Consider the following 24742-nt stretch of genomic DNA (forward strand, 5'->3'; position numbering starts at 1 on the left):
AACGCCTGAGAATACTTCACCAGATAAAACAGATTGAGAAAATGTAGGGCAAGAATGCCAATTCGGGATTGGTCAACACAATGGAATAAAAGCGAGAAGGCACAACAATAGTTGGACACGGGGGTTTCCATGTCCTACTCACCCTTTCTGCCACCAAGCCTCAGGAGAGGTATCTTCACGGCTTCCCATTTTCAATAGGCAGATTATCAAGCCGCCACTGCCCGTTTTGCTCGATGATTTTAAACCTGGCGACAAAAGCCCGTGCATAGCGATCCTGCAGCTGCCGGCGCGGCTCTTCAGGCACAAAGTTCAGCCTCATGCTATAAAGACGGCCGGCCTGAAAGCGGTAGTCATGCGGAGTAACGCAGAGTCCCTGTGCCAATGCCCGCCCGCCCACCTCCAGCAGCTTGTCTTCCGCACCATCCGTGATGAGCAGCGTATCCTGCAGCTCGCCATCTTGTGGCGGCGGATAAATACAAACGTCTTGATTGGCGCGCAGTGAAGCCTCTATCGGTAAGTCAGGCGCATAACGCCGGTCCAGCCGGTCGCCGAAACAACCGCTGAGTAAACTGATGCCGGCGATCGTCAATATTAATTTCTTTCTCATTACTTCCCCATGCTACGTTTTGACGTCCTTGTTTGATGCAATCATCACTTTTAGTTCATCGACCGACAGAGTTCTATCTTTTCTACGATGAATAATACTGTGACAATTGGCACAGAGCGGTACTAAATCTGTTACAGGGTTTACCTCTTTCTCACCACCAAATTCAGACACGGGCTGAATATGGTGGATATGAATAAACCCTTCGGCATAATCGCCATAAAAATCTTTAAAATTAAAGCCGCAGGCGCTGCAAGTAACACCATGTAACTTCACCGCCGCACGCCGTAGCTGCGGGTCACGCTCATATTTGGTGTTAAAGTAGCGTATTTTTCCACCTTCTCGATAGCTAGCCGATTCTAAGTGGGTGTTGTCATCCGTATCAACGTCCGTTTCTGGCTGTACGACTGAGCCAAGGTGCGCTTGTTCGAGGATTTTTTGAAAGATACCTTGGTCAATGGGACGAACCCCATCGCGCCAATAATTAGACTGCCGGTTAGCCGGTATCTCTTCAAAATAGCCTTGGTGGTTTTTGGCCAATAATGGCTGAGTAAACGGTTGAAAATCTTTCACTATGGCGTACAACTCTCCCCGTTTCGCATTAGGGTCGGGGTAAACATTGGCTATTGTAGCAATGGCAAAATAGTGCGGCTCATCAGAAAGACGTTGTCCACGAAACTGCCGATCCCTCAAACGTCCCTTATAGTAAACGACCCTCGTACCAGGCATAAGCATTTTGGCGTAACGTTTCGGGAAATGGTACTCCTCGCCCGGCTTATCATCCCACTTCGACTCATCCATTTCTGCAATTACGCTAAATAGCATATAAAATCTCACACCAAAGAATTCACATGATATATAACAGAAATGAATCACAACAAGAAGGGAAATATAATACATATTATAAATTGATAACCTTCTAACATGGCCAGGATATTATAACAATATGTTCTAAATTCATTCTTATATATTCGTTATAGCACATCTAATCGTAGGAAATAACTCGGCATACGCTACGGTCAAGCAAACGGCGCATCTCTCCAGAGGATTTTATGGCAAATATTCCAACCACCCCGCTCTTCCCCCCGGCCTGGCAGCCGCTGCTGGAACAGGGCCACCTTGAGCGGCAGCATATCGGCCGCTCTGATGCGGACGTCTTCCGCCTGAGGCGGCGGTACAATGAGGACCTGTTTTTAAAATCGGAACGGGTCGGTGCGTTTAGCGGGCTGCCGGCCGAGGTGGAAAAGCTGAGCTGGATGGGCCAGCAGGGGCTGGCGGTACCTGCGGTGGTGGAATTTACCCGCCACGCCGAGCATCACTGGCTACTGATGAGCGCCCTGCCGGGGCGGGATCTGGCCTCTGAGCCGTTGCTGCCGCCTGAACGGGTGGTCGCCATCATGGCGCAGGCGCTGCGGCAGCTGCATGATCTGCCCTATCGCGCCTGTCCGTTCGATCAGCGCCTGAGCGTACTGATCCCACAGGCGCAGCAGCGCCTGCAGAGCGGCCTGGTGGACGAGTCGGACTTCGACCCCAGCCGACAGGGCAAATCCGCCGCCGAGCTGTTCGCAACGTTGCTGGCCGGACGCCCCGCGCCGGAGGCGGAAGATATAGTGGTGACCCACGGCGATCCGTGCCTGCCTAACCTGATGGCGGACGGCGATCGCTTTAGCGGCTTTATCGACTGCGGCCATCTGGGCTATGCCGACCGCTATCAGGATCTGGCCCTGGCGGCGCGCAGCATCGGCTACAACCTGGGCAGCGCCTGGGTGACGCCGTTTTTCCGCACGTATGGCATCGTACCGGATGAAGCGCGCCTGGCTTATTACCGGCTGCTGGATGAGTTTTTCTGAGGCGACGGCAAACACGATGGTTAAGCCTGGCTGCCAGCAAGCCGTATAAAACGGCAAAAAGAAGATGCGGGATGCCCAGCCGCAAGATGATGAGGAGCGGTTCTAATCATTAACGCTGCAAAATGATTCCGCGATGCGTTTAACAACTACAACGGCATCGGCAAGGTAAATCACCCCGTTCGCTTGTTGCCCTCTTTGCGTACCCGCTCGATATGGATAGTCAGGAACATAATCTCTTCCGTCGTCAGATCGCGCTGATAGCCGCTGCGCAGGTGCTGCGCAATTTTCTCCGCGCACTTCCAGGCTTTGGCGTAGTTGTCCTTCACCGCACCGTGCAGGGTGACGTCGTCGTCCGGCACCACTGTGCGCGTCAGCATGCGCTGGGCGAAAAACTTCAGGTGGGTGACAAAGCGCTGGTAGCTGAGCGACTCTTCATCATACTCCAGCCGCAGCTGGTACTTCACCAGCTGCAGGATCTCCTGCATCACCCGGGTCACGTGCATCACCTCCGGCATCGCGCTGTTTAGCTGCGCGGTGACCAGATGCAGGGCGATAAAACCGGCCTCGTCCTCGTCCAGCTCCACGCCGAGCCGCCGGGCGATGATGGCCCGCGCTTCCTGGCCCAGCTCAAACTCCCTGGGATAGAGGCGTTTGGTTTCCCACAGCAGCGCGTTCTTGATCGCCAGCCCGCTCTTTTGCCGTTCAATGGCGTAGTGGCAGTGGTCGGTCAGGGTGATATACAGGCTTTCCTGCAGCTTCCCCAGACGCGCGCGCGCCAGCTCGATAATACGGTCGCAGGCGGTCATCACCTCCAGCGGAATCTGGCTGAGCAGCTCGCCCAGCCGGCTGACCAGCTCGTCGCTCTGCAGCGCGAACACTTTTTCAATCATGGCAGCATCCAACGGGTCGCCTACGCGCTTCTGAAACGCCAGCCCGCGCCCCATCACCACCTGCTCACGCTGATGCTCACCCAGAACCACCACCACATTATTATTAAGTATTTTGGCGATTTTCATCTGAACCCCGGAAACAAAAAAACCTGACCCCGACGAAGGCCGGGAAATCAGGTTTTGCCTGCGTTTAGCAGTAACAATCCACGTCTGCAATCTACCATTTTCCCCCGCCCGGGGGCGTTTGCAGCGGGAGAAACGTGAGCGGGATCGCGAATAAAAACGACGCGGGACGGCGTCGCCATATCGGGATCAGAACAGTTTAAATTTGTATTCGATAATCACCTCGGAAGAGAGGGTGTGGGAGCGCATATAGCGGCCGTCATCATTCAGCACCGGCGTTTTACCACTGGCTTTATACGACCAGCCCGGCCCGAACATGGTCCAGACGGTCAGGTTCTTCAGCGGCATCTGAGAAGGCGTCCAGCGGGTAAAGGCGTTGATTTCCCCGGTGCGCACGTGGTTGCCTTTATAATTGAACTGGCCGATATTGCCCGCCAGGCCTACCGCAAAATCTGGCGTCAGCTTATAGTCCGAGATATTCGCCAGCATCACCTCGCCGTCACGCATGTAGTCATCGCCGGCATACGCCATCGAGCTGAAAGTACCGCGGGAGTTTTTACTCATGTGGCGCGGATAAAACCCCACCTGATGCTCTTTTTTGGCGTCGGTATAACCCAGCCCCCATTTGGTGCTCCAATTATCCGCCCGCCAGCCGGCTTCCAGCGTATAATGGCGCGCGTGATTATCAAAATCACGCTTGCCGGCCGGCATCGCTTTATACTCCTCCAGCGCATGGGTGTCATAGATTTGCGCACCGAACTTTAAGCGTTCTGCTGGCATAACATGCGCCTGCAGGATGTGGCGCTGCAGATAATTTTCGCTTTCACCGTAGCCGTATTTCAGATCCCACCGTTTGCTTTTCCATGACAGGTCGCCGCTGGCGATATGGTTAATGTATTTACCGGTGTTGGTCTGAAAGCGTTTTTTATCCGGCGAATTGCGGTCCATTGAGCTTTCGATATACGCGCCGCGCAGGGTTAACCCGTCATAGTCGACGGCCCCCAGCCAGCCTGAATAGGTGGTCGGCGACAGACGCGTGGAGGTAGAGATCACGCCGACATTTTTCATCACCTGCCAGCCCCAGCGGGCATGTAACCCTACGTCGCCGAGCGCGTACTTGAATTTGAGGTTGCGCTGGCCAAATTTGCTATACCCTTCGGCGTTGCCTTTATTATTACCACTGCCGTTGTTATACAGCACGCCGCGCGTATTAAAATAGTCGCTGGCGCCCAGTTTCACCGCACCGTAATACACCACATCCACGCCAATCACGTCGGCAAAATAGCCGGACTGATAGTCCACAGCCACGCCCTGCCCCCAGGCGTTATGCACTTTTTTCGGTTCGGTGTTGTCTTCCTTCAGATATTTCCAGTAATTTTTCAGCGACAGCGTCATCTGCGACTGAGTAAAAAAGGGGTCTGCCAGCACCTGGTCAATGACATCTTTTTCCTGAATACGCGTATCAGCTGAAGATGACCAGGCGCAGGCGGGAATAACCCACGTCGCTAACGCGATGGTTAATAAATTAATTTTCATCATCAATCCCCAAAGTATGATCGTAGCGATCCCGGCCAGGGTTATTTCCCCTGGCCTATTCGTCCTTGTAATGTTTAAGGGTTTTTATAATTATTTATTTTTATCGAGCGCCTGCTTGCCGGCTTCAACATATTTCATCGAGCCAATTTCCGGCACCGTATATTTGCCGTTCTGATAAACCACTTTGACCACCGCGGCGTTCGACAACGGTTTATTCTTAGCCGGATCCTCGGTCAAATCAGAAATCATAATCTGCATCGAGGTGCCGGAGGAAATCGCCAGTACATTTTTATCACCGTGCGCTTTGGCATTATCGACAATAGTGCGCAGCGCCGCCTGCGTTCTCTGTTTCACCTGCTGATAATTTTCCGCCATCCCTTTCGGGTCCGCCGCCGCCAGCGCGTTCTGACTCTTATCCTGCGTCAGCTCGCCTGCCTTCATTTTGCTGAACAGCTCGCCGCCGTCTTTCATCCCCAGCTGCCGCGCGCCGGCGTCCGCCATATCTTTATTCCAGCCGCCCTCAAAGCCCCCGAAGAAGGCCTCGCGCAGGCCGGGCAGCTCGGTTAGCTGGTAATCTTTTACCCCTGCCTGGCGTAAAATAACCGCCATGGTTTCACGCTGACGGCCGGCGTCGCTGGAGTAATAACTGTCGAATTTGATGCCTTTCAGCCCTTCGCCCAGATAGCGCGCCACGCGGATGCCGTCCTCGGTCAGCGGCGAGTCCGCCCATCCCTGTACGCGATCGAAGGTGTTAAACAGCGTTTTGCCATGGCGCGCAAAATAAATATTTATCGCCTCTTCTGACGGCGGCGGTGTAATATTCTCTGCTGCGCCTGCCGCCGTACTGGTACATAATATCAGTGCCGCTAACCATTTTTTCATTTTTAAGTTATCCTCTGTGCAAAACTTTCCCTGGTGGAGCAAGAAACAAAAAAACCTACGCCGGGTAACGAAACGCATTACGTCAATGACAGTCGCGTTGCGTGATACCCAGCGTAGGTTTTGCCTGTAATAAACAGTAACAATCCAACGTCCGAAAACGTTAACACCGCCCCAAATAAATCACACGATATTTTTATTTTATCCATGCTGAAATGTGATCTTTCTCATATCAAACGAGCGGATAAAATAATGTACATTCGCCGAGTTAAATAAAGGCGTTAATGGCCTGCGTTAAGGTAAACACGTCTCTCATTCCGGCTCAATATGGCTGATAAAATGCGGCGCCGCATTACATGGCACATTGCACCATATTTATTGATCCCCATCACAAAATAAAGCCACATGCTCTGGACTCCTGATGCCATGAGGGTTATTTTCCTGTCCACTCTATCGGGATTGTTACTGATTCAGGCAAAACCTAAGAGACCTGTCGCGGCCGTTGCGATCAGGTTTCTTAGGTTTTTTTTTGCTTTTTATTCAACCTAGGCCTCGGCTCATCAAGGAAACGTTATGAAAACAAAAATACTGACTGCCGTAATGCTGGGAGCACTGGCGACAACCGCACATGCCATTGAGAAGCCAATGAAAATTCTGCTGGTTAATGACGATGGCTGCGAATCCATCGGCACCACAACCCTGCAGGATAAGCTGACCGCCAAGGGATACGATGTCTGGCTGGTTGCGCCGGCCACCAACCAGAGCGGCATTGGTTCCGCCATCACCTTTAAGCCCGGCAAAATTTTCAACGTCAAAAAAATGGGCGATAAGCGCTACTGCTTCCCGGGCACCCCGGCTGACGCGCTGGACTTCGGCCTGTGGGGCGTACTGCAAAACGCAGCGCCCGATCTGGTGATCTCCGGCGTTAACGACGGCCCGAATACCGGTATGGCCCAGGTGAACTCCGGCACCGTCAGCGCCGCAGCGCGGGCTGTACGTTACGGTTTTCCGGCCATCGCCGCCAGTATCGGCTACCGCTTTACGCAACAGGAAATGGACAACAACTGGCCGAGCACACATCAATACTGGCCAGACGCCGTGGACTACGTGGTCGACATGGTGGACAAACTCAACAGCGCCCGTCAGGCCGGCGCCGCCGTACTGCCAAAAGGCTCCGGCCTGAGCATCAACTACCCGCCGCTGCCGGAGTCAGAAATAAAAGGGGTGCACTACATCGGCAACGAACAATACCCGACGCCGCAGATCGGTTACCAGCTACGGCCAGACGGCACGGCGCAGCAAACCATGAACCCTGCCGCGCTGGAACCGACAACCGCCGATAACGACAGCGGCTGGCTGAATAAGGGGTATATCACCTACACCCTCTTTAGCGGTTCCTGGAACGCACCGCAGTTCCAGCCGCAGTATGAGGCCTTGCTGGGCAAATAACGTGCGTCTATCGGTCAGCCGAAGCGTTAACTCTCTTTCTGGATAATGGATTGTCACTGCATGTGCAGGCAAAACCTGATGCGCCGCGCGCGATGCCGACGCCGCCAGCAGATTTTTGTGACTCAGTTAAGTAATGGGAATAACGATGAAATATCAGGAGTTGGCCGGCGACATTCTGCAAGGTGTCGGCGGGCGCGAAAATATTATCAGCCTCGTCCACTGTGCAACCCGGCTGCGGTTTAAACTTAATGACTCAACCCTGGCGGACGCCGCCGGGCTGAAGAACAACCCCGGCGTGATTATGGTGGTCGAAAGCGGCGGGCAATTTCAGGTGGTGATCGGCAACCATGTGCACGAGGTGTATCAGGCGGTCTGCCGCGCCGCGGGGCTGAACGACGAGTCGCCGGCAGCCGCGCCGCAGCAGGGGGAGAAATCCAGCCTGCTGGCGCGCTTTATCGATGTGGTTTCCGGCATTTTCACCCCGTTCCTCGGCGTGATGGCGGCATCGGGTATCTTAAAAGGCTTTCTTGCCCTCAGCCTGGTCGGCGGCTTGCTGAGCGAGAGCAGCGGCGCCTACCGCATGCTGTTTGCCGCCAGCGACGCGCTGTTCTACTTCCTGCCGATCGTGCTGGGCTACACCGCCGGTAAAAAATTCGGCGGCAACCCGTTCCTGACCATGGTGATCGGCGGCGCGCTGGTGCACCCGCTGATGCTGGAGGCGTTCCATGCCAGCAGCGCGGGCGAAACCATCACTTTTTTCGGCATCCCCGTGGTGCTGATTAATTACGTCTCCTCGGTGATCCCGATTATCGCCTCCGCCTGGTTCTGCTGCTGGCTGGAGCGTCAGAGCAACAAAGTGATGCCGTCGGCGGTGAAAAACTTCTTCACGCCGCTGCTTTGCCTGCTGGTCACCGTACCGCTGACTTTTCTGGTCATCGGGCCGCTGGCGACCGGACTGGGCGAACTGCTGGCCGCCGGTTTCCAGGTGGTTTATCAATTCGCGCCGTGGCTGGCGGGCGGCATTCTCGGCGCGCTGTGGCAGGTTTGCGTGATCTTCGGCCTGCACTGGGGGCTGGTGCCGCTGATGATGAACAACATGGCGGTGTTGGGTCATGACCCGATGATCCCGCTGCTGCTGCCGGCGGTATTTGGCCAGGTGGGCGCCGCGCTCGGCGTATTCCTGAAGACCCGTGACCCGCGTCTGAAAACGCTGGCCGGCTCCGGCGCCGTCGCCGGCGTGTTCGGCATTACCGAACCCGTGGTGTACGGCGTCACGCTGCCTAACCGCCGCCCGTTTATTTTTGGCTGCGTCGGCGGCGCGGTTGGCGGCGCAATCATCGCCCTTGCCCAAAGCAAAGTTTATTCCTTTGGTCTGGCCAGCATCTTTACACTGGCGCAGCTCATCCCCGCCAACGGCTTCGACACCACGGTATGGGGCGCAATTATCGGCGTCGTGGTGGCGTTGGTGCTGGCCGCGCTGCTGACTCTGATCGCCGGGCTGCCGAAACAGCCGGCAACGGCTGAAGACGCCGCCGCAGCGCCGGCCGCCGCCGGCGACGACGATATTCTGGCGCCGCTGACCGGCGTGGCCGTCGCGCTGGATGCGGTGCCGGACCCGACCTTCGCCAGCGGCCTAATGGGCCAGGGCGCGGCGATCATTCCCGCCGAAGGACGGGTGGTGGCGCCGTTTCACGGCGAGGTGGCGTCGCTGTTTTCCACCAAGCACGCCCTCGGCCTGCTGAGCGACAGCGGCATCGAGGTGCTGATCCACGTCGGCATCGATACGGTAAAACTGAACGGTGAGCACTTTACCGCCCATATCAAAGAGGGCGACAAAATCGCCCCCGGCGACCTGCTGGTGGAGTTCGATCGCGAGGCGATTCTGCGCGCCGGCTACGACCTCAGCACCCCGGTGATCATCAGCAACAGCGAGGATTACGCCGGCGTGGAGAACATCTATCCGACCCCTGATGTGCATGCAGGCGCGTCGTTCCTGCAGGTTAAGCGCAACAACAAAGGAGATAACCATGAATAAGACATTCCCGGACGGTTTTTTATGGGGCGGCGCGCTGGCGGCCAACCAGGTTGAAGGCGCCTATCTGACGGACGGCAAAGGGCTGTCGACCTCGGACGTGATGCCGGACGGCGTGTTCGGCCAGGTGCGTGAGCGCACGCCCGGCGACTTCAGCATTAAAGACGTCGCCATCGACTTTTACCACCGCTACCCGGAGGATATCGCCCTGTTCGCCGAAATGGGCTTCAGCTGCCTGCGGGTGTCCATCGCCTGGACGCGTATTTTCCCGCAGGGCGACGAGCAGGAGCCGAACGAAGCCGGGCTGGCCTGGTACGACAGGCTGTTCGATGAGCTGGCGCGCCACAATATTCAGCCGCTGGTGACGCTGTCGCACTACGAGATGCCCTGGGCGCTGGTGGAGAACTACGGCGGCTGGGGCAACCGTAAAGTCATCGCCTTCTTTGAGCGTTATGCCCGCACGGTGTTCAACCGCTACCGCGACAAGGTAAAACTGTGGCTGACCTTTAATGAGATTAATATGTCGCTGCACGCGCCGATGACCGGCGTCGGCCTGCCGGAGGGCAGCAGCCGCACGGCGGTGTATCAGGCAATACACCACCAGCTGGTGGCCAGCGGCCTGGCGGTGAAGGCCTGCCACGAACTGATCCCGGACGCGCGCATCGGCAATATGCTGTTGGGCGGCCTGACCTATCCGCTCTCCAGCAAGCCGGAGGACGTGTTCGCCACGCTGCAGGACAACCGCAGCTGGCAGTTCTTTGGCGATGTGCAGTGCCGCGGCGCCTATCCCGGCTATATGCAGCGTTACTTCCGCGAGCATGACATCAGCCTGCAGATTCTGCCGGAAGACCTGGCGACGCTGCGCCACACCGTCGATTTTATCTCCTTCAGCTACTATATGACCGGCTGCGTCACCGCCGACCCGGCGCTGGTGGAGAAGCTGCGCGGCAATATTCTGGATATGGTGCCCAACCCGCATCTGGCCAGCTCGGAGTGGGGCTGGCAGATTGACCCGCTCGGCCTGCGTACGCTGCTTAATACGCTGTGGGATCGCTACCAGAAGCCGCTGTTTATCGTGGAGAACGGCCTGGGCGCCAATGACCAGCCGGACGCCGACGGCCAGATTCACGATGACTACCGCATCAGCTACCTGAACGACCATCTGGTGCAGGTGCGCGAGGCGATCGACGACGGCGTGGAGCTGATGGGCTATACCTCATGGGGGCCGATAGATTTGATCAGCGCCTCCAAGGCGGAGGTCAGCAAGCGCTACGGCTTTATCTATGTCGACCTGAACCAGGACGGTTCCGGCACGCTGAACCGCAGCCGCAAGGACAGCTTCTGGTGGTATCAGCAGGTGATTAAAACCCACGGCGGAACGCTGAAGGGGTAACCTCATCATGATAAGCGCAGCCTGCGGGCTGCGCCTGATCGGCCTGCCAGGGCAGTGTGCTGTCAGAAGACACAGAAAACCCGGCGATGATCACATGCGATGCCGACTGATTTAAGACCGCTGCATAAAAGAACTCGCCCACGACAAACATATTGCTTCACGTGCTGAAGCCACCGCCTAATCGTCAACCCGGTTAAGAATATTATCCAGACAGGCGCCAAGTTGATGACGCCGCAGATAGGCGCTGACCTCCTGCTCCCATCGCTCACCATTACCGAGAACGGCGCGGCTGTGGGTGGCGGCATACAGATAACGGGTATCGTACAGATTGATTAATGAGTGGTTGACGCTGTCTATGCTGCATTTGGGATTTTTACGCAGTTGCTGCTCCAGCGCACCGGCAACCCGCGCCCGATGTTCCGGATCGGGGGTCAATGTCTGTTCCTTCAGCTCGCTGAGCACCAAAAACTGCGGCGGTATTCCCTCTTCTATCGCCGCCTGCAGGCGGTAGTGACCGTCCAGAACCACAAACGACGCCAGACCGGCGATGTACCAAACCAGTATCGGCGGCAACGTACCTTCACGGCACTTTTTGCGCCACCATTTCAGCCGCCCGGCCTCTGCCTGCACCGGATAACGCCCAAGCAGTAAATTACCGCCCCACCACCAATCGACCAGACGCACCTTCACCGGTTCAGCCAGATCGGGGAAATCTTCACCATACAGGCACCAGTCACACCCCATATCCATGCTGCTGGCCGGCGCATCAAAACGCCAGCTTGCCAAAGGCGTGCCCTGCTCCCGGGATGAGCTCATCGGCCTTAGCAGCCAACGGCCCGGGGCCAACAGCGGCGTGGACGCATCCAGCAGCTGGCGGGCAAAATAGCGGCACCATTCGCCCGTCCATTGCGCCTGCCCCTTGTTTTTGGCCGACTCCACGTCGTGCGAGGTTACCGGCGGCAAGAGTCCTTGCTGCCCAGGATGCTCAACGTTCATGACCAGCCAGACGCCGGAGTGATCTTTCAGCATCGAAGCCCAGAACAGGTTATCTCCCCGCACCTGCAGCGCCATGCGCCCATGGTGGCCGCTGAGCATCTCCATCGCCTGCCCGGCGCCCTCTGCGCTCCGGACCATCAGCTCCAGCCCTTGCCAGGTATTGTTACGATCCAGAAGATCTTTCCACCAGTATGTCGCCGCCATCTTCCCCTTTCCTGCACTCGACGTAATCGGTTTGCCCCGTGCCCGCTATTGCAGCACATTTGCCTCCAGCTTGCCGTTGTTTTCCCACAGGCTAAAGCTGACGCCGTAGATGCGCGCAGCGGGCTGAATGCCCCGTTTTCTTTTCGCCTGCGACTCAAGAATCACCGAGAAAGCATAGGCTTTCCCAGCCTTAAACGGGTAACCAAAAGTGGGCACGCACGCATCAGCCGGGATGGTCATCGCATCGTCATAGTAAACCTTGCTGAGCGGGTTTTTATCATTGCCGACCTCATTAATCGTTAGGCTAATCAGCTTTTCATCCCCTTGCGGCTGCACCATCATGCAAACCTGATTAGCAACGGTGGTGACAGATGCCCGGAAATGTTTTGGTCTGGGATCGTTCAGGTGCATACAACCGGTCAGGAAGATGCTGCATGTGCTAACAACCAGTAATTTTTTCATTATCGCAGCCATGATTTAAAAGTGGTTGCGCCCCATCAAGCACGTGATGACGATAATCATATGCAATCAATCGCCAACGCTAATCTTGCCGTTGAGATCGGAGGAAACAGAAAATTCAGCGACAATCAAATGCGACTCCGCCTGATTCAAGGCCGCCACGTCATAGGCGACGACGTAATTTTTCCCGGGAAGAAATGCATAGCCAAATAGTGGCAGACAGCCGTCTTGTGGGGCATAGACAGGGGCATCATCCAGCAGCTTAATCAACTTATCACCCGCATCGCTGTAGATTTGCAGCGCGGTTATCTGCTCGCCAGCCCGCATGGGCGACAGTGGGCAAATGCTGTTGTCCTTCACAACGACGGAAGCGGGGATACGGGGTACAGCTCTGTCCGCAGGGCCGGGACAGCCTGTAAGCAGAAAAACTAGAACCGCTAGCGCACAGTATTTCATCATTATTATTATCCTTTACCTGTAACAATTTTCTTATAAAGGGAAGGAATTTCCCGCAAATGATCTGTTCCCCTGTATTTAACAATTGGCTTTGTTTTCTGATAGTAACGCCATCTATCAATACCATAGACCAACAATAACCAATAATCAGCCAAGATAGAAGCTTGTTGCTCAAGCGGATAATCAGTGAGTTTTTTTCTGTCCAACCGATAATGATACTCTGCAGCCCAACTGAACAAACCTCTCATTCTTACCCATTGACCATGCTGGTGTTGCCATACATGCCCTAGTTCATGAATAAATAAATGTTTATCTTCAATAATGACAGTATTAACAGAAAAATCGTGTCGATATAGATCCTTTCTAAGCCAAAGCTCTCCATTCGGAGCCATTGCTACATTTTTATTCTGTAGTCCAAATGGAAGATAACTTTCACAATGTACCCATACGCGGCTATATATAATAGAATCACCAAATACACGGCGAGCCATCGCTATTTCACCTAAAGTCAAACGTCTCAGTGAACCTTCCTTGTTTACATGTCCATTTTCCATATAAAAATCCCTGTCGTCCTGAACAGGATTTAATAAGATCATTTTTAGCCAAGCCAGTCAATCGGTGAGTTCTTACGCACAACTCGTAATATTTTTAAGCAAAGAACTTTCTTATATAACAAGCTAGCCCTATTTTTAATTGCTCCCACAACGATTAGACTTCCCCGCTTTGCAAATATGAACGCTATAATCCACCACCTCTAACGTTTCTTTCCGGCCTCAGTGCTACACGTGTACACCGCATTAAAACCGCTAACCCGTCCTGGACTGGCGGTAGTAGCGGGGGCTACAGCCAAACCAGCGGCGAAATGCCCGCGAAAAGGCGCTCACCTCGGAATACCCCAGCAACAGCGCCATTTCCGAAACGGAAAGATGCTGCTGCCGCAGGTAGTGGATTGCCATCTCTTTACGCACCTGATCAACCTGCGCGCTGAAGCTGGTATTTTCCTCACGCAGGCGCCGCTGCAAAGACCAGGCGGAAAGCCCCTGCTTTTCAGCAACCGCCTCAAGCGACGGTTCGCCATTGACCAGCTGCAGCTGGATGCCGGTCCGGGTCAGGTGAACGCAGCACTGGCTAACCGGATCCGCGCTCAGACGCCGGATCGCATCCTGCATGACCAGCAGCAGCATCGGATCGTGGTCGGGCATTTTGCGCGCAACGTCGGCTTTATTAATGATCATGGAGTTAAACGGCTGCTCAAAATAAACCGGGGCGTCAAATACCTTACAGTGCTCGTGCCACTGCTCAGGGCGGGGATGTTCAAAATGCACTTCTCTGGGCGCCCAGTGCTTGCCTGCCGCGCGGCGGATAAGGTTCAGAAACATGCCCAGCGTAAGCTCAGCATCTTGGCGCCGGGAGAGGATCGCCCCGTGGCGTACCTGATAGTCCAACTGCCAGCTGTCATGACGTTCGGTCAGTTGAATCAGCGTGTTGTGCTGATGAAACGGAAAGGCGCTGACCAGATTGCGCAGCGCCTGCTCGAGAGTGGCCGAGCACAGGCCAATATAGCCGATAAGCCCTAATGACTGCGGCCGGAACTGCTGGCCGTAATAAAGCCCGAAATTATCACAAACGGCCAGATGGGCCGCCTCCTCCATCACCCGGCAATAGCTCACCAGATCCAGACTCAGGGTTGGGCAGGAGAGGTTCTCGGGATCAATACCGCTGATACCGAAAATTCGGTCAACGTCCCCTCCCTGGGAACCGATGAAATCACTAAGCCCCGTTGCGGCCGCCGACAACACACCGCGGTGCCCACCCACTGCGCCGGAGAGCGCAGACAACGCACTGTCTGATTGCATCATGGTCATGATTAATTCCACTGAAGGCTACGTATAGGCAGTTATCCAGCAAAAAATATACCAACCATAATTTTCTTATAATCAGTCAATTATGAAAGCGCCCACTGATGATTTGCACCATGGTTACCCCGGATGCGCCAGGAGTGTGCGTTCATACGCCGACCGGTAACGCCGCGCCGGCCAGATAGCGTTGACACAAACGCACGGTATGGCTGCTCCAGGCAGCTCCCAGGCTTTGCGCCATTTCCGTTTCCCGGTGTGAGGCAACCCATGCGGTAAGTTGGATACGCCGCTGGATCAACATCGCCGGAACGATCGCCAGTTCCCGATCGCTGATATGCGCAACCTGCTCATATCCGCGTAACCAGTTTTCGATCCACTGCGGCGCGCTGGCATGGTGCTCCACAAAACTGATGGCCGCAGCCAAATCATGCAGATACCAGCCCATACCGCAGTCATCAAAATCAATCACCCGGGTTTCCCCATGATGTAACAGCAGATTGGTTAAGCGCAGATCCGCATGAATCAGGCCATAGTGCTGCGGCGACTGACCAAACTCCGCCATCTGCCGGCCCACGTGCCGGATCGCCTCCTCGATCGGCTGATGTTCCCGTGGATCGAGGCCGGGCGCATCCCGCCAATCTCCCCAGTGGCTGGCCGCCGATACCATGCTCTGGTGATCCCAGATAATGCGGCGAAAACCCGCAGGCTTTTGCCAGCTGCGGCTGTGCTGGTGTAGCCGCGCGGTGATATTTCCCAACTGACGGAAGGCCGCCGGATCGATGCCGGTCGTCGGCATTTCCCCGTCGATCCAGTGAAACAATACGCTGTAGCGCTGGCCGCCGTCGGCCAGGGGTAACCGCTGAATCCGCTCTCCCCGGCCATCTCTGATCGCTTGCGGCACCGCAATACCGGCCTCGCGCAGGGCGTCCAGCCAGAGCAGCTCGCTTTCAATATCCTGGCGATCGTGATAATCGCCGCGATGAATGCGCAGCGCAAACCGGCTGCCGGCATGGGTCACCTGCAGGGTGGCATTTTCCGAACGGCACAGCAGCCGGACCGTGGCACCCGCGTATTGCGGATAATTGGCCAGCGCCTGATGGGCCAGCCGGAGGATCATCTCGTTACTCAGGGTGTCGTACTGTTTCGCGCTCATGTCCAGCTCCGTTGTTTCTGAAGGTGGCTTCAGAATGGCGCTGAACCTTTTGGGCTGGCTTGACGCGGCGACAGAGAAAGTTGACCACAGCCCGCATTTCCCCCGTTCACCTCCTGAATTGACATGAGCCGGCGGCCATCTGTCTTCTGCGGTCAAGTTTTTCCCCGTTCGGCGGGCCATTATCAACAGGCCAGCGTTAATGGCATCACATTTCTTCTATGACACCGACGGGGAATGCAGTGATGAAAAATACACTTAAACCTACTCTCGGCACCCTGCAGCTGTGGGGAATTGCCGTCGGGCTGGTGATTTCCGGTGAGTATTTCGGCTGGAGTTATGGCTGGGGAACGGCAGGCACGCTGGGCTTTCTGGTCACCACCTTATTTATTGCCCTGATGTATACCTGCTTTATTTTTAGCTTTACCGAACTGACCACCGCGATCCCGCAAGCCGGCGGCCCCTTTGCCTATAGCCGCCGTGCATTTGGTGATACCGGCGGCCTGATTGCCGGTATCGCCACGCTGGTTGAGTTTGTCTTCGCCCCGCCGGCCATCGCCATGGCGATTGGCGCTTACCTGAATGTCCAGTACCCGGAGCTGAACCCCAAACTGGTCGCGGTCTGCGCCTACCTGATCTTTATGGGGCTGAATATTGTCGGCGTCAGCATCGCCGCCACCTTCGAACTGCTGGTTACGTTGCTGGCCGTCATCGAACTCTTTGTCTTTATGAGGGTTGTCGCGCCGGGCTTCAGCCTGGCTAACTTTGTCGCCCACGGCTGGGCAGGCAGCGACAGTTTCTCTGCCGCGTCAGTATCCGGTATTTTTGCCGCGATCCCTTACGCTATCTGGTTTTTCCTCGCGATCGAGGGGGCGGCAATGGCCGCCGAAGAGGCCAAGGACCCGCGCCGGACCATCCCCAGAGCCTATATCAGCGGCATCATCACGCTGGTTGTTCTGGCGGTGGGCGTGATGGTGCTGGCCGGCGGCGCCGGCGACTGGCGCACCCTGTCTGATATTAATGACCCGCTGCCGCAGGCGATGAAAATGCTGGTCGGCAACGATTCCCGCTGGATGCACATGCTGGTGTGGATCGGCCTGTTTGGCCTGATCGCCAGCTTCCACGGCATTATCATGGGCTATTCCCGCCAGTTCTATGCGCTGGCCCGCTCCGGTTATCTGCCCCCTGCGCTGGCTAAACTGTCGCGCTTTCAGACCCCTCACCGGGCGATACTTGCCGGCGGCGTCATTGGCATTGCGGCCATCTTCTCCGATGGCATCAGCCTGCAGGGCATGAGCCTGACCGCCGCGATGATCACCATGGCGGTGTTCGGCGCCATCGTGATGTACATCATGAGCATGCTGAGCCTGTTCAAGCTACGCCGCAGTGAACCCGGCTTACTCCGCAGCTACACGGCGCCGGGCTACCCGTTCATCCCCGCTATTGCCCTGTGCTGCGCCGTCGTTTGTCTGGCCGCCATGCTGTGGTTTAACCCGCAGATTGGCGCGCTATTCCTGGCGTTTATGGTCGCGGGTTATCTCTATTTTCTGACCACGCATGCCCGGAGAAACGCGCTTGCCCGCACTCCGGCTGCCGCAACCAACGAATAAGTCCGCCTCTGCGCCTGAATCAAGGAGTCATTATGACCGTACAATCCACCATCATGGACACCAACAGCTTTCGTGCCGAGCATTCCGACAGTCTGGCCCCGGAGATCCGCCGCTTAACCGATAAACGCAGCAAAATCCTCGGCGAGTCCTACCGGCTGTTTTACCGTAATCCGGTGCATCTGGTGCGCGGCCAAGGCCAGTATCTGTGGGATAAACAGGGGAATAAATACCTGGATGTTTACAACAACGTCGCCAGTATCGGCCACTGCCATCCGGCGGTGATCGACGCCGTTCACCAGCAGATGATGCAATTAAATACCCATACCCGCTATCTGCATGAACATATTCTTGATTACAGCGAGTCGCTGCTTGCCACCCTGCCCGCAGAAATCAACCGGGCGATGTATATGTGCACCGGCTCGGAGGCCAATGACCTGGCGATTCGCATTGCCCACGCCTGGAGCGGCGGCACCGGGATTATTGTCTCCCGCGAGGCCTACCACGGCACCAGTTCGCTCACCTCCGGCGTATCACCGGCGCTGGGCAGCGGCCAGCCTCTGGCCGCCGCAACCCGCTTAGTGGCCGCGCCGGATTTTTACCGCAACCAGAACGCCGACCCCGGAGCCTGGTTTGCGGCGGAGATACAAAAGCAGATTGATGATATGGCGGCCCACGGCATTAAGTTTGCCGGCTTCCTGGCCGACTCGATTTTCTCTTCCGACGGCGTATTGCCCGGCCCGCGCGGCTTTCTGCAGCCGGCGATCGACGTGGTCCATAAAAACGGCGGGATTTTTATTGCCGATGAAGTCCAGCCCGGCTTTGCCCGCACCGGCGAAGCATTCTGGGGATTTGCCCGCCACGATGTGGTGCCGGATGTCGTGACCACCGGCAAGCCAATGGGCAACGGTTTCCCGGTCTCGGGACTGATGGCTAAGGCGGAGGTGCTGGCGTCGTTCAGCGATGCGCTTCCCTATTTTAATACCTTTGGCGGCAACCCCGTTGCCATGGCGGCGGCTCAGGCGGTATTGAACGTGATTCAGCAGGAAGAGCTGCAGGCCCACAGCCTGCATACCGGCCAGCGGCTGCTGGCGGCGCTGCGCACCTTGCAGGATAAGCATGAATGCGTCGGCGACGTGCGCGGCGCAGGGCTGTTTATTGGCTTCGAGCTGGTCACCGATCGGGAAAGTAAGCAGCCGGATAAAGCTTTGGCGCTGAATCTGATCGAAGCGCTGCGCGAGGAGTTTGTGCTGACCTCCGTCGCCGGGCCTTACGGCAACGTCCTTAAGCTGCGCCCGCCGTTATGCTTCCAAGAGGCAGATATCGACTGGCTGGTGAGCGCGCTTGACCGCTGCCTGACCCGCTTACGTGGGTAAGATCAACGCGGCTGAGGGCGGCATAACGCCAGCTTCAGGAAGCAGCATGAACTGAGTCAGGGAGAGAGCCTGGCTCAGTTGGTGTTGGGGGTAAGATGTGGTAGCGGTGCCGAGCATCGCTAACATTCATCTCTGGTACTGCACTATTTGCAGCCTGCCGTTGTTATCTTGCGTCAGGGAGAAGCGTGCCGCAAACAGCCGCCCTTTTTCCGTGGGGTTCTTTTCCAGACGGTAGTAAACGGCATAGGTATTATCAGGCTGGAACGCAAAACCAAAGGTGGGCAGGCATGCGCCCTTTACCGCTTTGAGCTGCGTATCCGCATCACCAAAGGTTTTATACATCTCCTGCCCCGCATCGCTGCCAAACTGGGCGGAGAACACCTTCTCCCCCTCTTCGGCCGGAACGGTGATGCAGACCCGGTTATCCACCACCGCAGCCTGCGCCGGCAGCGTAAGCGTTACCGGATCCATCAGGCCGGGGCATCCCGTTAGCAGGAGTATTGCCCCTGATAATATCCATTTGTTCATGACTTGCCCTGTTCATTTTCCATATAAGAATCCTGCCATCCTGAGCCAGATGAGATAAGAGCACTTTCTCAGCCGAACCGTCAATCGGTGGGGTCTTACACGCATCCTGTAAACAGGTTACGTAACACGGGCCACCTTATTGCGCATCCTGCCCGGTATTATTACCGCTGCAGTAGCGATTGAACTTCCCCGTATTTGCGAGCATGATCGCAATAACATCAGTCCGTTAAGCGGTTCATCCCTATGACAACATTTGCAGCATTACAATCGGCCATCTCTAACGTTTCGGTATGGCGTCAGGGCGACGTGTGCGCGCCACATAAGCCCTTACTGCTGCTGTATGTGCTGTCGCAGTACAAAGCCGGTCATTCACGCCTGTTTAACTACGGCCGGGAGATCCATGAGCCGCTGACCCGGCTGCTGAAAGAGTTCGGCCCCAAGCGCTGTACCGACTACCCCAATATGCCCTTCTGGCGCCTGAGGACCGACGGGTTCTGGGAGATCGCCAACGCGGAGAGCTGTAAACCGCGCAAGGGGAACACTCAGCCCACCAAAAAGGAGCTGATTGATAACCAGGTTGCCGGCGGCTTTGATGAGGCGCACTACCGGCGGCTGCAGGAACATCCGCAGGAGATCGATAAGCTGGCGCAACAGATCCTGACCGATCGCTTCCCTGAAAGCGTCCAGCGCATTCTGGCCAATCAGCTGGGCTTTGATTTTATCGACCGTTCCAACAACCGCGATCCGCGCTTTCGGGAGATCGTACTGCGCGCCTACCACTCCCGCTGCGCCTTCTGTGGTTACGATCTGCGCCTGGACGGCGCACTGGTCGGCATCGAGGCCGCGCATATTCACTGGAAGGTGTACGGCGGTCCGTGCGTGGTCAGCAACGGGATAGCGCTGTGCTCGCTGCATCACTCCGCCTTTGATATGGGCGCGTTTGGGCTGGATGAAGATATGACGATCCGCATCTCCGGCGGCGTAAGCCGCAGCCCGGTGGTGGATCAGCTGTTCTGGCAGAAGAACCAACAGCGGCTGTTATTGCCTCACGACAAAGCGCTATGGCCTGCGGAGCAGTACGTCGGCTGGCACCGAAAGCAGATTTTTAAGGCTTGAGATGAAGCCGCGCGATAGATGGCGGCTGGCTTGCTGTTGCTTAGTGCATTGCTGTTTGGCCAAGGGCCATGGTGCGCACCGTTAGCAGAAAATCGTGCGCCGTTGTCTCCCACAGCTGCGGCGAAAAATCAAAACCATAGCGCTGCGTAAACGCTTCCTCGAGTCGATCCTGATGGCTATTCAGGAAAGCATCAACCTCATCCGCCAACTCTTTCAGCACTTCGTCAGACGCCGTCTGCTTGAACAGGGCGATAATCCCTTCGATAGAGTCTTCATCCTCGTTGATGAGGTCGGCGTCTTGGTTGAAGTAGCCCTGGATCAGCTGGTCAAGGTGATAAAAGTTTTGCATACGTTGCCTACGGGGTTGGGAATGCGGTGAGGATATAATATGGCTTGCCAACCAATCGGGCACAATCCTTAAAAGCAATACCGGCACAGCGATCGTGCCGGTATTCTCCAAATACTCAAAAAATGACTTCAGAGCCTTGTAATATATCTCAACGCAACTATCTCTATCTACAATTGGCGCTGTTCCAAACTGGTATAACTCGTTTTTTTATCACCTTCTAAGCTGTCGCCACGGTACACCATCGACGTATCGTACCGCTGATACTTTTCTTCTCGTGCAGCGCTAAACCAGTTAAATGAACCAACACAGTGGACTGCCCCTATGCCGGTAGACGATCCTGCCGTATATTTGGACTGCCCCGATGCTGGTTTCAAAAGCGAGCATTTCTAATTTCTTGATCTATACGATTTTATTCTCTTATATTTGAGAATATGCTTTGATATGAATGCTCGATTTTCCGCCATTTATGATTTATAGTTTTTAAAAAATCCACGATTCGCTGAGCTGGGCAACTCAATGCATGAGTACAAGTGTATTGAGTGCGGTAGCCATGCCACACACCACCTGGTATGAGCTCTTACCAGCTGGTGTGTTAAAATGATATTATTTATGAACTATTTTAGGTGAAATAATTGCCAAAAGAAACTTCTTTGCGATTTTTATTAGAGGAAATAGATAAAAGTATTGAAATAATAAAAATCAAGGCTAAGAGTAATAAAAGAAAATTGAAGTTCTTTTTCTTTATATCTCTACTTTTCAGTACGACAACAACATTGATATTGGCCTTTGACTTTGTCGGATATGAGAAAACGCAAAAAAACATCGCGCTTATTTTTAGCGCTGCGCTTACATTGGCAAGTGGCTGGACTGCAAGATTTGATTATCAAAAATTATGGTTTAGACAAAAAGCCACATTATTATCGATGTATCAACTAAAAAACAAAGTTAATTATTTAAAAATAAAATTAGATATAAATCAACTTGAGGTAGATGAACTTTTTAATGAATATAAAGCTATTTGGGAAAAAGATAGTCATGAATGGAGTAATATCAATAGGGAATATATTGAAAGTAAAACCAATCTTTCAGTCTATAAAAATGATGGAACTACACCACAATGAATATTAGTAAGTTGAGCATCGATAAAATAATTATACATCAAGTTCACCAGCGAGATGAAGAAGGTTTAAAAGTTGAGCCTACACGTGGTTCGTCTTTTATTAAGTTTGATGAAGAGGCCTTGCAGGGCTTTAAATCTCGGGTAATAGACGCTCTAGGTGATGGATCAAAAGCCGTCAAGATGAAAATCATAGAACACGGCGAAGGATATGTGCCTTTTATAGCAACCAATTTATTTGGTAAAGAAGGTGATGAATACATCGATGAAACTTATAATATTGCAAAAAAGTTAGCTGATGCCCAAACAAGAAGAGCCATACCCGGAGGCATTGTTGTTATATTTACAGGTGACTATGGTGTAAATAAAAGAAAATTCATCGGAATAATTAAAGCTGACATATATAGTGCCTACGAGAAAATTATTGATTCAAATACTGGTAATATTTCTTTAAAATTTGTTGAGGAGATACTTCTTACGCCTTCAACAAAACTCTATAAGACAGCAGGCTTTTTTCAATCAACTAATATTACTGAAAAAGATGATTTGAACAAATCATGGGATATTATGATCTCTGATTATCAAATAAGCAAAGCTGATGGTAAAGCTGCGGCTCAGTATTTTTATCAACATTTTTTAGGCTGTGGATATCCTGAAACAAGTGCACGCACAACAAAAAATTTCTATGAGAAAACCAGTGATTTTCTAAATGAACTTGATATAAGTTCAGAAAAAAGAAATGACTTGAAAAATGCCTTGGTTACTTATTTAAAGCATGAAAAATCTGATGTTATTTCAGCAAGAGAATATGCAGATAGATTTTTCGACGATGAGGTTAAAGACATTTATCTTGAATATGCAAGCGAATGTGGAATTCCGCAGACATCATTTACAAGGGATAATGAACATATCGAAAGTAAATTAAAAACAAGAAAGCTAAATTTTAGCAAAAACATAAAAATCACGGCTCCAGCAGAAGTTTTTAAGAATCATGTAGTTATTGAATCTGCCACGGGTGATCTAGATAAGGATGGAAAACCTGCAGAATGGACAACTATTCTTATTAAAGATAAAATAATACTTCAAGAATAACATTATGAATGAATCAGAGTTTTTGCAACGCTGGAACCAAGAGGAGCCTATGTATAGAGCATGGGGGGATTTTGTCGTTTCCAGCATATGTACGGAACTCGTAGATAACAAATGTCGCAATCTTAAAAGCTTTTTGAAACAGCCAACAACTCCAAGAGTTAAAGAAAAAGAATCTCTAATCGATAAAGCCTTTCATAGACGTGAAAAGTCATATGAAGACCCTTATAAGGAAATTGAGGATAAAGTTGGTGTTAGATTTGTTGTATTGCTTACATCAGATATAGATGATGTATGCGATGTAATAAAAAGAAGTGATAAATGGATTTATAAGACATCAAGGCATTACGACGAAGAACGGCTAAATACGCCGTTAATCTTTACATATCAATCTGTCCATTTTATCGTGACAGCAAAACGATCATTTGATCATAATGGAGTATTCATTGAGGAAGGCATTCCTTGTGAAATACAGGTGAGAACTCTATTGCAGCATGCTTATGCAGAATTGACGCATGACGCTATTTATAAAGCTAAAACTATCGTTGAACCTGATATACATAGAACGGTAGCAAGAAGTATGGCATTAATTGAAACAACTGATGATTTTTTTTGTTCGGTTGCTAAAGCCCTAAATAATTCACCTGATGCCTATACAGGAGCCCAGAAAACTCTCGATCAACTTTACATGACCTTGATAAAAGAAAAGCCTAACAATCAGAAATCAGCTATATTAATATTGGATACATTCAAAAAAGTCCTTGACGATGACATTATAAGAAATTTATATAAATTTGTTGAAGATATGCCAGAGCTGGAATCATTGATCCGTGATGGTAAAACTAAAAGCAGTTTCTATGAACAGAGTATTACCATTTTAGTATATTGGCTGATTAAAAGACGTAAAAATATTTTACAGAAGGAATGGCCGTTAGAATGGAAAATCATACAAGAAATGGCTTCAGATATTGGTGTTTCTCTTGAAAGGCAAGCGTGATTTTATTAATGAAATATATTTCATAAATCTTATTTTACAACTTCCTGTTTATCTATAAAGTTATACTTGGCTTAAGTCTTTCTGTACTCAAGATATATTTTTTATCAAGTGACATTTCCATTTGTATCTAACCAAAGCATATTTTCCTCTGATGAGTTTACTCATTATGATAGTGAGCTAATTATTCATCATTAAATGACATGCTCCAGCTGTATTTTTCCTAAATATCCAGAAAGATGTAGATCTATGATTTAGTACTGTATTAGGTTAAGGACTCTGTCACTTCTGTAACCTATCGATATTAATGTAAAGTGCCTCAATTAGTTCTTTTGCATTGTGACTGTAATGTAAGGCTCTATGGCAATTAGGACAAAGGGCAACACTGTTGCTTATGGTATCAGCACCTGCTGAAGATAGAGGTATCACGTGATGTACTTCAAGATACGGACTACCATCATTTAAATAAAATGGTGCCTTTGAACCACAGTTTTCACAAATACCTTTACTCTGCTGCAAGATCCAAGCTTTCACCATAGGATCTCTAATATAGGCCTTTTGAAGTCGCTCTACCGCCTCTGGTGCTTTACATCCTTTGGGCTCGTTCAAATTTTTTTTATTAATCTACTAACTCTTGTATTCAGAACACTATCGTCAACTGTTGGTTGAAATAGTTCTGATGATTC

At 52.8% G+C, this 24742-nt stretch carries 24 protein-coding genes and 1 pseudogene; 10 read left to right on the forward strand and 15 right to left on the reverse strand.

What is annotated here, in order from left to right:
- Positions 1–175: 175 nt before the first annotated feature.
- Together FO014_RS07260 and FO014_RS07265 are read right to left on the reverse strand one after the other, a co-directional pair.
- Positions 176–607 carry a putative T6SS immunity periplasmic lipoprotein gene (locus FO014_RS07260; RefSeq protein ID WP_160028613.1) on the reverse strand — a complete coding sequence of 144 codons (432 nt, stop codon included), beginning with the start codon at positions 605–607 and terminating at the stop codon, positions 176–178.
- Positions 608–619: 12 nt separating this feature from the next.
- Complete coding sequence (locus FO014_RS07265) at positions 620–1429, reverse strand: HNH endonuclease (protein WP_160031373.1); 810 nt, start codon at positions 1427–1429, stop codon at positions 620–622.
- A 227-nt stretch (positions 1430–1656) separates the two neighbouring features.
- Between FO014_RS07265 and FO014_RS07270 the strand changes: the two genes are divergently transcribed.
- On the forward strand, positions 1657–2454 hold the full coding sequence (locus FO014_RS07270) for an APH(3') family aminoglycoside O-phosphotransferase (protein ID WP_160028615.1): 798 nt from the start codon (positions 1657–1659) through the stop codon (positions 2452–2454).
- A 170-nt stretch (positions 2455–2624) separates the two neighbouring features.
- On the opposite strand, the gene licT is transcribed toward FO014_RS07270, so the two are convergent.
- The 3 genes from licT to FO014_RS07285 all read right to left on the reverse strand — a co-directional run bounded on the left by licT (position 2625) and on the right by FO014_RS07285 (position 5885).
- Positions 2625–3470: a BglG family transcription antiterminator LicT gene (gene licT / locus FO014_RS07275; protein WP_160028617.1), complete on the reverse strand. Its 846-nt coding sequence runs from the start codon at positions 3468–3470 to the stop codon at positions 2625–2627.
- Positions 3471–3656: 186 nt separating this feature from the next.
- Positions 3657–5003 carry an OprD family outer membrane porin gene (locus FO014_RS07280; protein ID WP_160031374.1) on the reverse strand — a complete coding sequence of 449 codons (1347 nt, stop codon included), beginning with the start codon at positions 5001–5003 and terminating at the stop codon, positions 3657–3659.
- A 90-nt stretch (positions 5004–5093) separates the two neighbouring features.
- Positions 5094–5885, reverse strand: coding sequence for a histidine phosphatase family protein (locus tag FO014_RS07285; RefSeq protein ID WP_160028619.1), 792 nt, complete (start codon positions 5883–5885; stop codon positions 5094–5096).
- Between the two features lie 570 nt (positions 5886–6455).
- Here FO014_RS07285 and surE point away from each other — a divergent pair.
- The 3 genes from surE (at position 6456) to FO014_RS07300 (ending at position 10756) form a co-directional block, all read left to right on the forward strand.
- Positions 6456–7331 (forward strand): 5'/3'-nucleotidase SurE, encoded by an 876-nt coding sequence (surE, locus tag FO014_RS07290; protein ID WP_160028621.1) that lies wholly within the window; start codon positions 6456–6458, stop codon positions 7329–7331.
- Positions 7332–7476: 145 nt separating this feature from the next.
- Positions 7477–9366: a PTS beta-glucoside transporter subunit IIABC gene (bglF, locus tag FO014_RS07295; RefSeq protein WP_160028623.1), complete on the forward strand. Its 1890-nt coding sequence runs from the start codon at positions 7477–7479 to the stop codon at positions 9364–9366.
- Positions 9359–10756 carry a glycoside hydrolase family 1 protein gene (locus FO014_RS07300; protein ID WP_160028625.1) on the forward strand — a complete coding sequence of 466 codons (1398 nt, stop codon included), beginning with the start codon at positions 9359–9361 and terminating at the stop codon, positions 10754–10756. Before bglF ends, FO014_RS07300 begins: the two co-directional genes overlap by 8 nt.
- Before the next feature lie 177 nt (positions 10757–10933).
- Here the strand turns inward: FO014_RS07300 and FO014_RS07305 are convergent, their stop codons facing one another.
- The 6 genes from FO014_RS07305 to FO014_RS07330 form a co-directional block, all read right to left on the reverse strand.
- Complete coding sequence (locus FO014_RS07305) at positions 10934–11956, reverse strand: hypothetical protein (RefSeq protein WP_160028627.1); 1023 nt, start codon at positions 11954–11956, stop codon at positions 10934–10936.
- Between the two features lie 45 nt (positions 11957–12001).
- The gene (locus FO014_RS07310) at positions 12002–12418 is read right to left on the reverse strand and encodes a putative T6SS immunity periplasmic lipoprotein (RefSeq protein ID WP_160028629.1); all 417 of its coding nucleotides are present in this window, start codon (positions 12416–12418) and stop codon (positions 12002–12004) included.
- A 66-nt stretch (positions 12419–12484) separates the two neighbouring features.
- A complete protein-coding gene (locus tag FO014_RS07315; RefSeq protein ID WP_246168093.1) occupies positions 12485–12874 on the reverse strand; it encodes a putative T6SS immunity periplasmic lipoprotein in 390 nt (129 codons plus the stop codon).
- A gap of 5 nt (positions 12875–12879) precedes the next feature.
- A complete protein-coding gene (locus FO014_RS07320; RefSeq protein ID WP_160028631.1) occupies positions 12880–13425 on the reverse strand; it encodes a type IV secretion protein Rhs in 546 nt (181 codons plus the stop codon).
- Positions 13426–13677: 252 nt separating this feature from the next.
- Positions 13678–14736: an AraC-like transcriptional regulator QhpR gene (qhpR, locus tag FO014_RS07325; protein WP_160028633.1), complete on the reverse strand. Its 1059-nt coding sequence runs from the start codon at positions 14734–14736 to the stop codon at positions 13678–13680.
- A gap of 142 nt (positions 14737–14878) precedes the next feature.
- Positions 14879–15883, reverse strand: coding sequence for a phosphotransferase enzyme family protein (locus tag FO014_RS07330; RefSeq protein WP_160028635.1), 1005 nt, complete (start codon positions 15881–15883; stop codon positions 14879–14881).
- 242 nt (positions 15884–16125) lie between these two features.
- Between FO014_RS07330 and eat the strand changes: the two genes are divergently transcribed.
- Positions 16126–17490, forward strand: coding sequence for an ethanolamine permease (eat, locus tag FO014_RS07335; protein WP_160028637.1), 1365 nt, complete (start codon positions 16126–16128; stop codon positions 17488–17490).
- 32 nt (positions 17491–17522) lie between these two features.
- Positions 17523–18863: an aspartate aminotransferase family protein gene (locus FO014_RS07340; RefSeq protein ID WP_160028639.1), complete on the forward strand. Its 1341-nt coding sequence runs from the start codon at positions 17523–17525 to the stop codon at positions 18861–18863.
- Between the two features lie 126 nt (positions 18864–18989).
- Here FO014_RS07340 and FO014_RS07345 read toward each other — a convergent pair whose 3' ends face one another.
- A complete protein-coding gene (locus FO014_RS07345) occupies positions 18990–19334 on the reverse strand; it encodes a putative T6SS immunity periplasmic lipoprotein (RefSeq protein WP_246168094.1) in 345 nt (114 codons plus the stop codon).
- A 300-nt stretch (positions 19335–19634) separates the two neighbouring features.
- On the opposite strand from FO014_RS07345, the gene FO014_RS07350 reads away from it, so the two are divergent.
- A complete protein-coding gene (locus tag FO014_RS07350) occupies positions 19635–20507 on the forward strand; it encodes a phosphorothioated DNA-binding restriction endonuclease (RefSeq protein ID WP_160028643.1) in 873 nt (290 codons plus the stop codon).
- Between the two features lie 40 nt (positions 20508–20547).
- Here FO014_RS07350 and FO014_RS07355 read toward each other — a convergent pair whose 3' ends face one another.
- The gene (locus FO014_RS07355) at positions 20548–20856 is read right to left on the reverse strand and encodes a contact-dependent growth inhibition system immunity protein (protein ID WP_160028645.1); all 309 of its coding nucleotides are present in this window, start codon (positions 20854–20856) and stop codon (positions 20548–20550) included.
- A gap of 167 nt (positions 20857–21023) precedes the next feature.
- Positions 21024–21164, reverse strand: a pseudogene (locus tag FO014_RS24255) (hypothetical protein); the annotation flags it as partial.
- Positions 21165–21488: 324 nt separating this feature from the next.
- On the opposite strand from FO014_RS24255, the gene FO014_RS07360 reads away from it, so the two are divergent.
- From FO014_RS07360 to FO014_RS07370, 3 genes are read left to right on the forward strand one after another with little or no spacing between them, the layout of a single operon-like run.
- Complete coding sequence (locus tag FO014_RS07360) at positions 21489–21977, forward strand: SLATT domain-containing protein (protein WP_160028647.1); 489 nt, start codon at positions 21489–21491, stop codon at positions 21975–21977.
- Positions 21974–23065: a nucleoid-associated protein gene (locus FO014_RS07365; protein WP_117103306.1), complete on the forward strand. Its 1092-nt coding sequence runs from the start codon at positions 21974–21976 to the stop codon at positions 23063–23065. The genes FO014_RS07360 and FO014_RS07365 overlap by 4 nt, the downstream gene beginning before the upstream one ends.
- Positions 23066–23069: 4 nt before the next feature.
- Positions 23070–24059: a GTP pyrophosphokinase gene (locus FO014_RS07370; protein WP_160028649.1), complete on the forward strand. Its 990-nt coding sequence runs from the start codon at positions 23070–23072 to the stop codon at positions 24057–24059.
- Positions 24060–24338: 279 nt separating this feature from the next.
- Here FO014_RS07370 and FO014_RS24160 read toward each other — a convergent pair whose 3' ends face one another.
- Positions 24339–24593, reverse strand: coding sequence for an HNH endonuclease (locus tag FO014_RS24160; RefSeq protein ID WP_281354968.1), 255 nt, complete (start codon positions 24591–24593; stop codon positions 24339–24341).
- Positions 24594–24742 lie beyond the last annotated feature (149 nt).

The sequence above is a fragment of the Serratia rhizosphaerae genome, assembly GCF_009817885.1.
GTDB lineage: Bacteria > Pseudomonadota > Gammaproteobacteria > Enterobacterales > Enterobacteriaceae > Serratia_B > Serratia_B rhizosphaerae.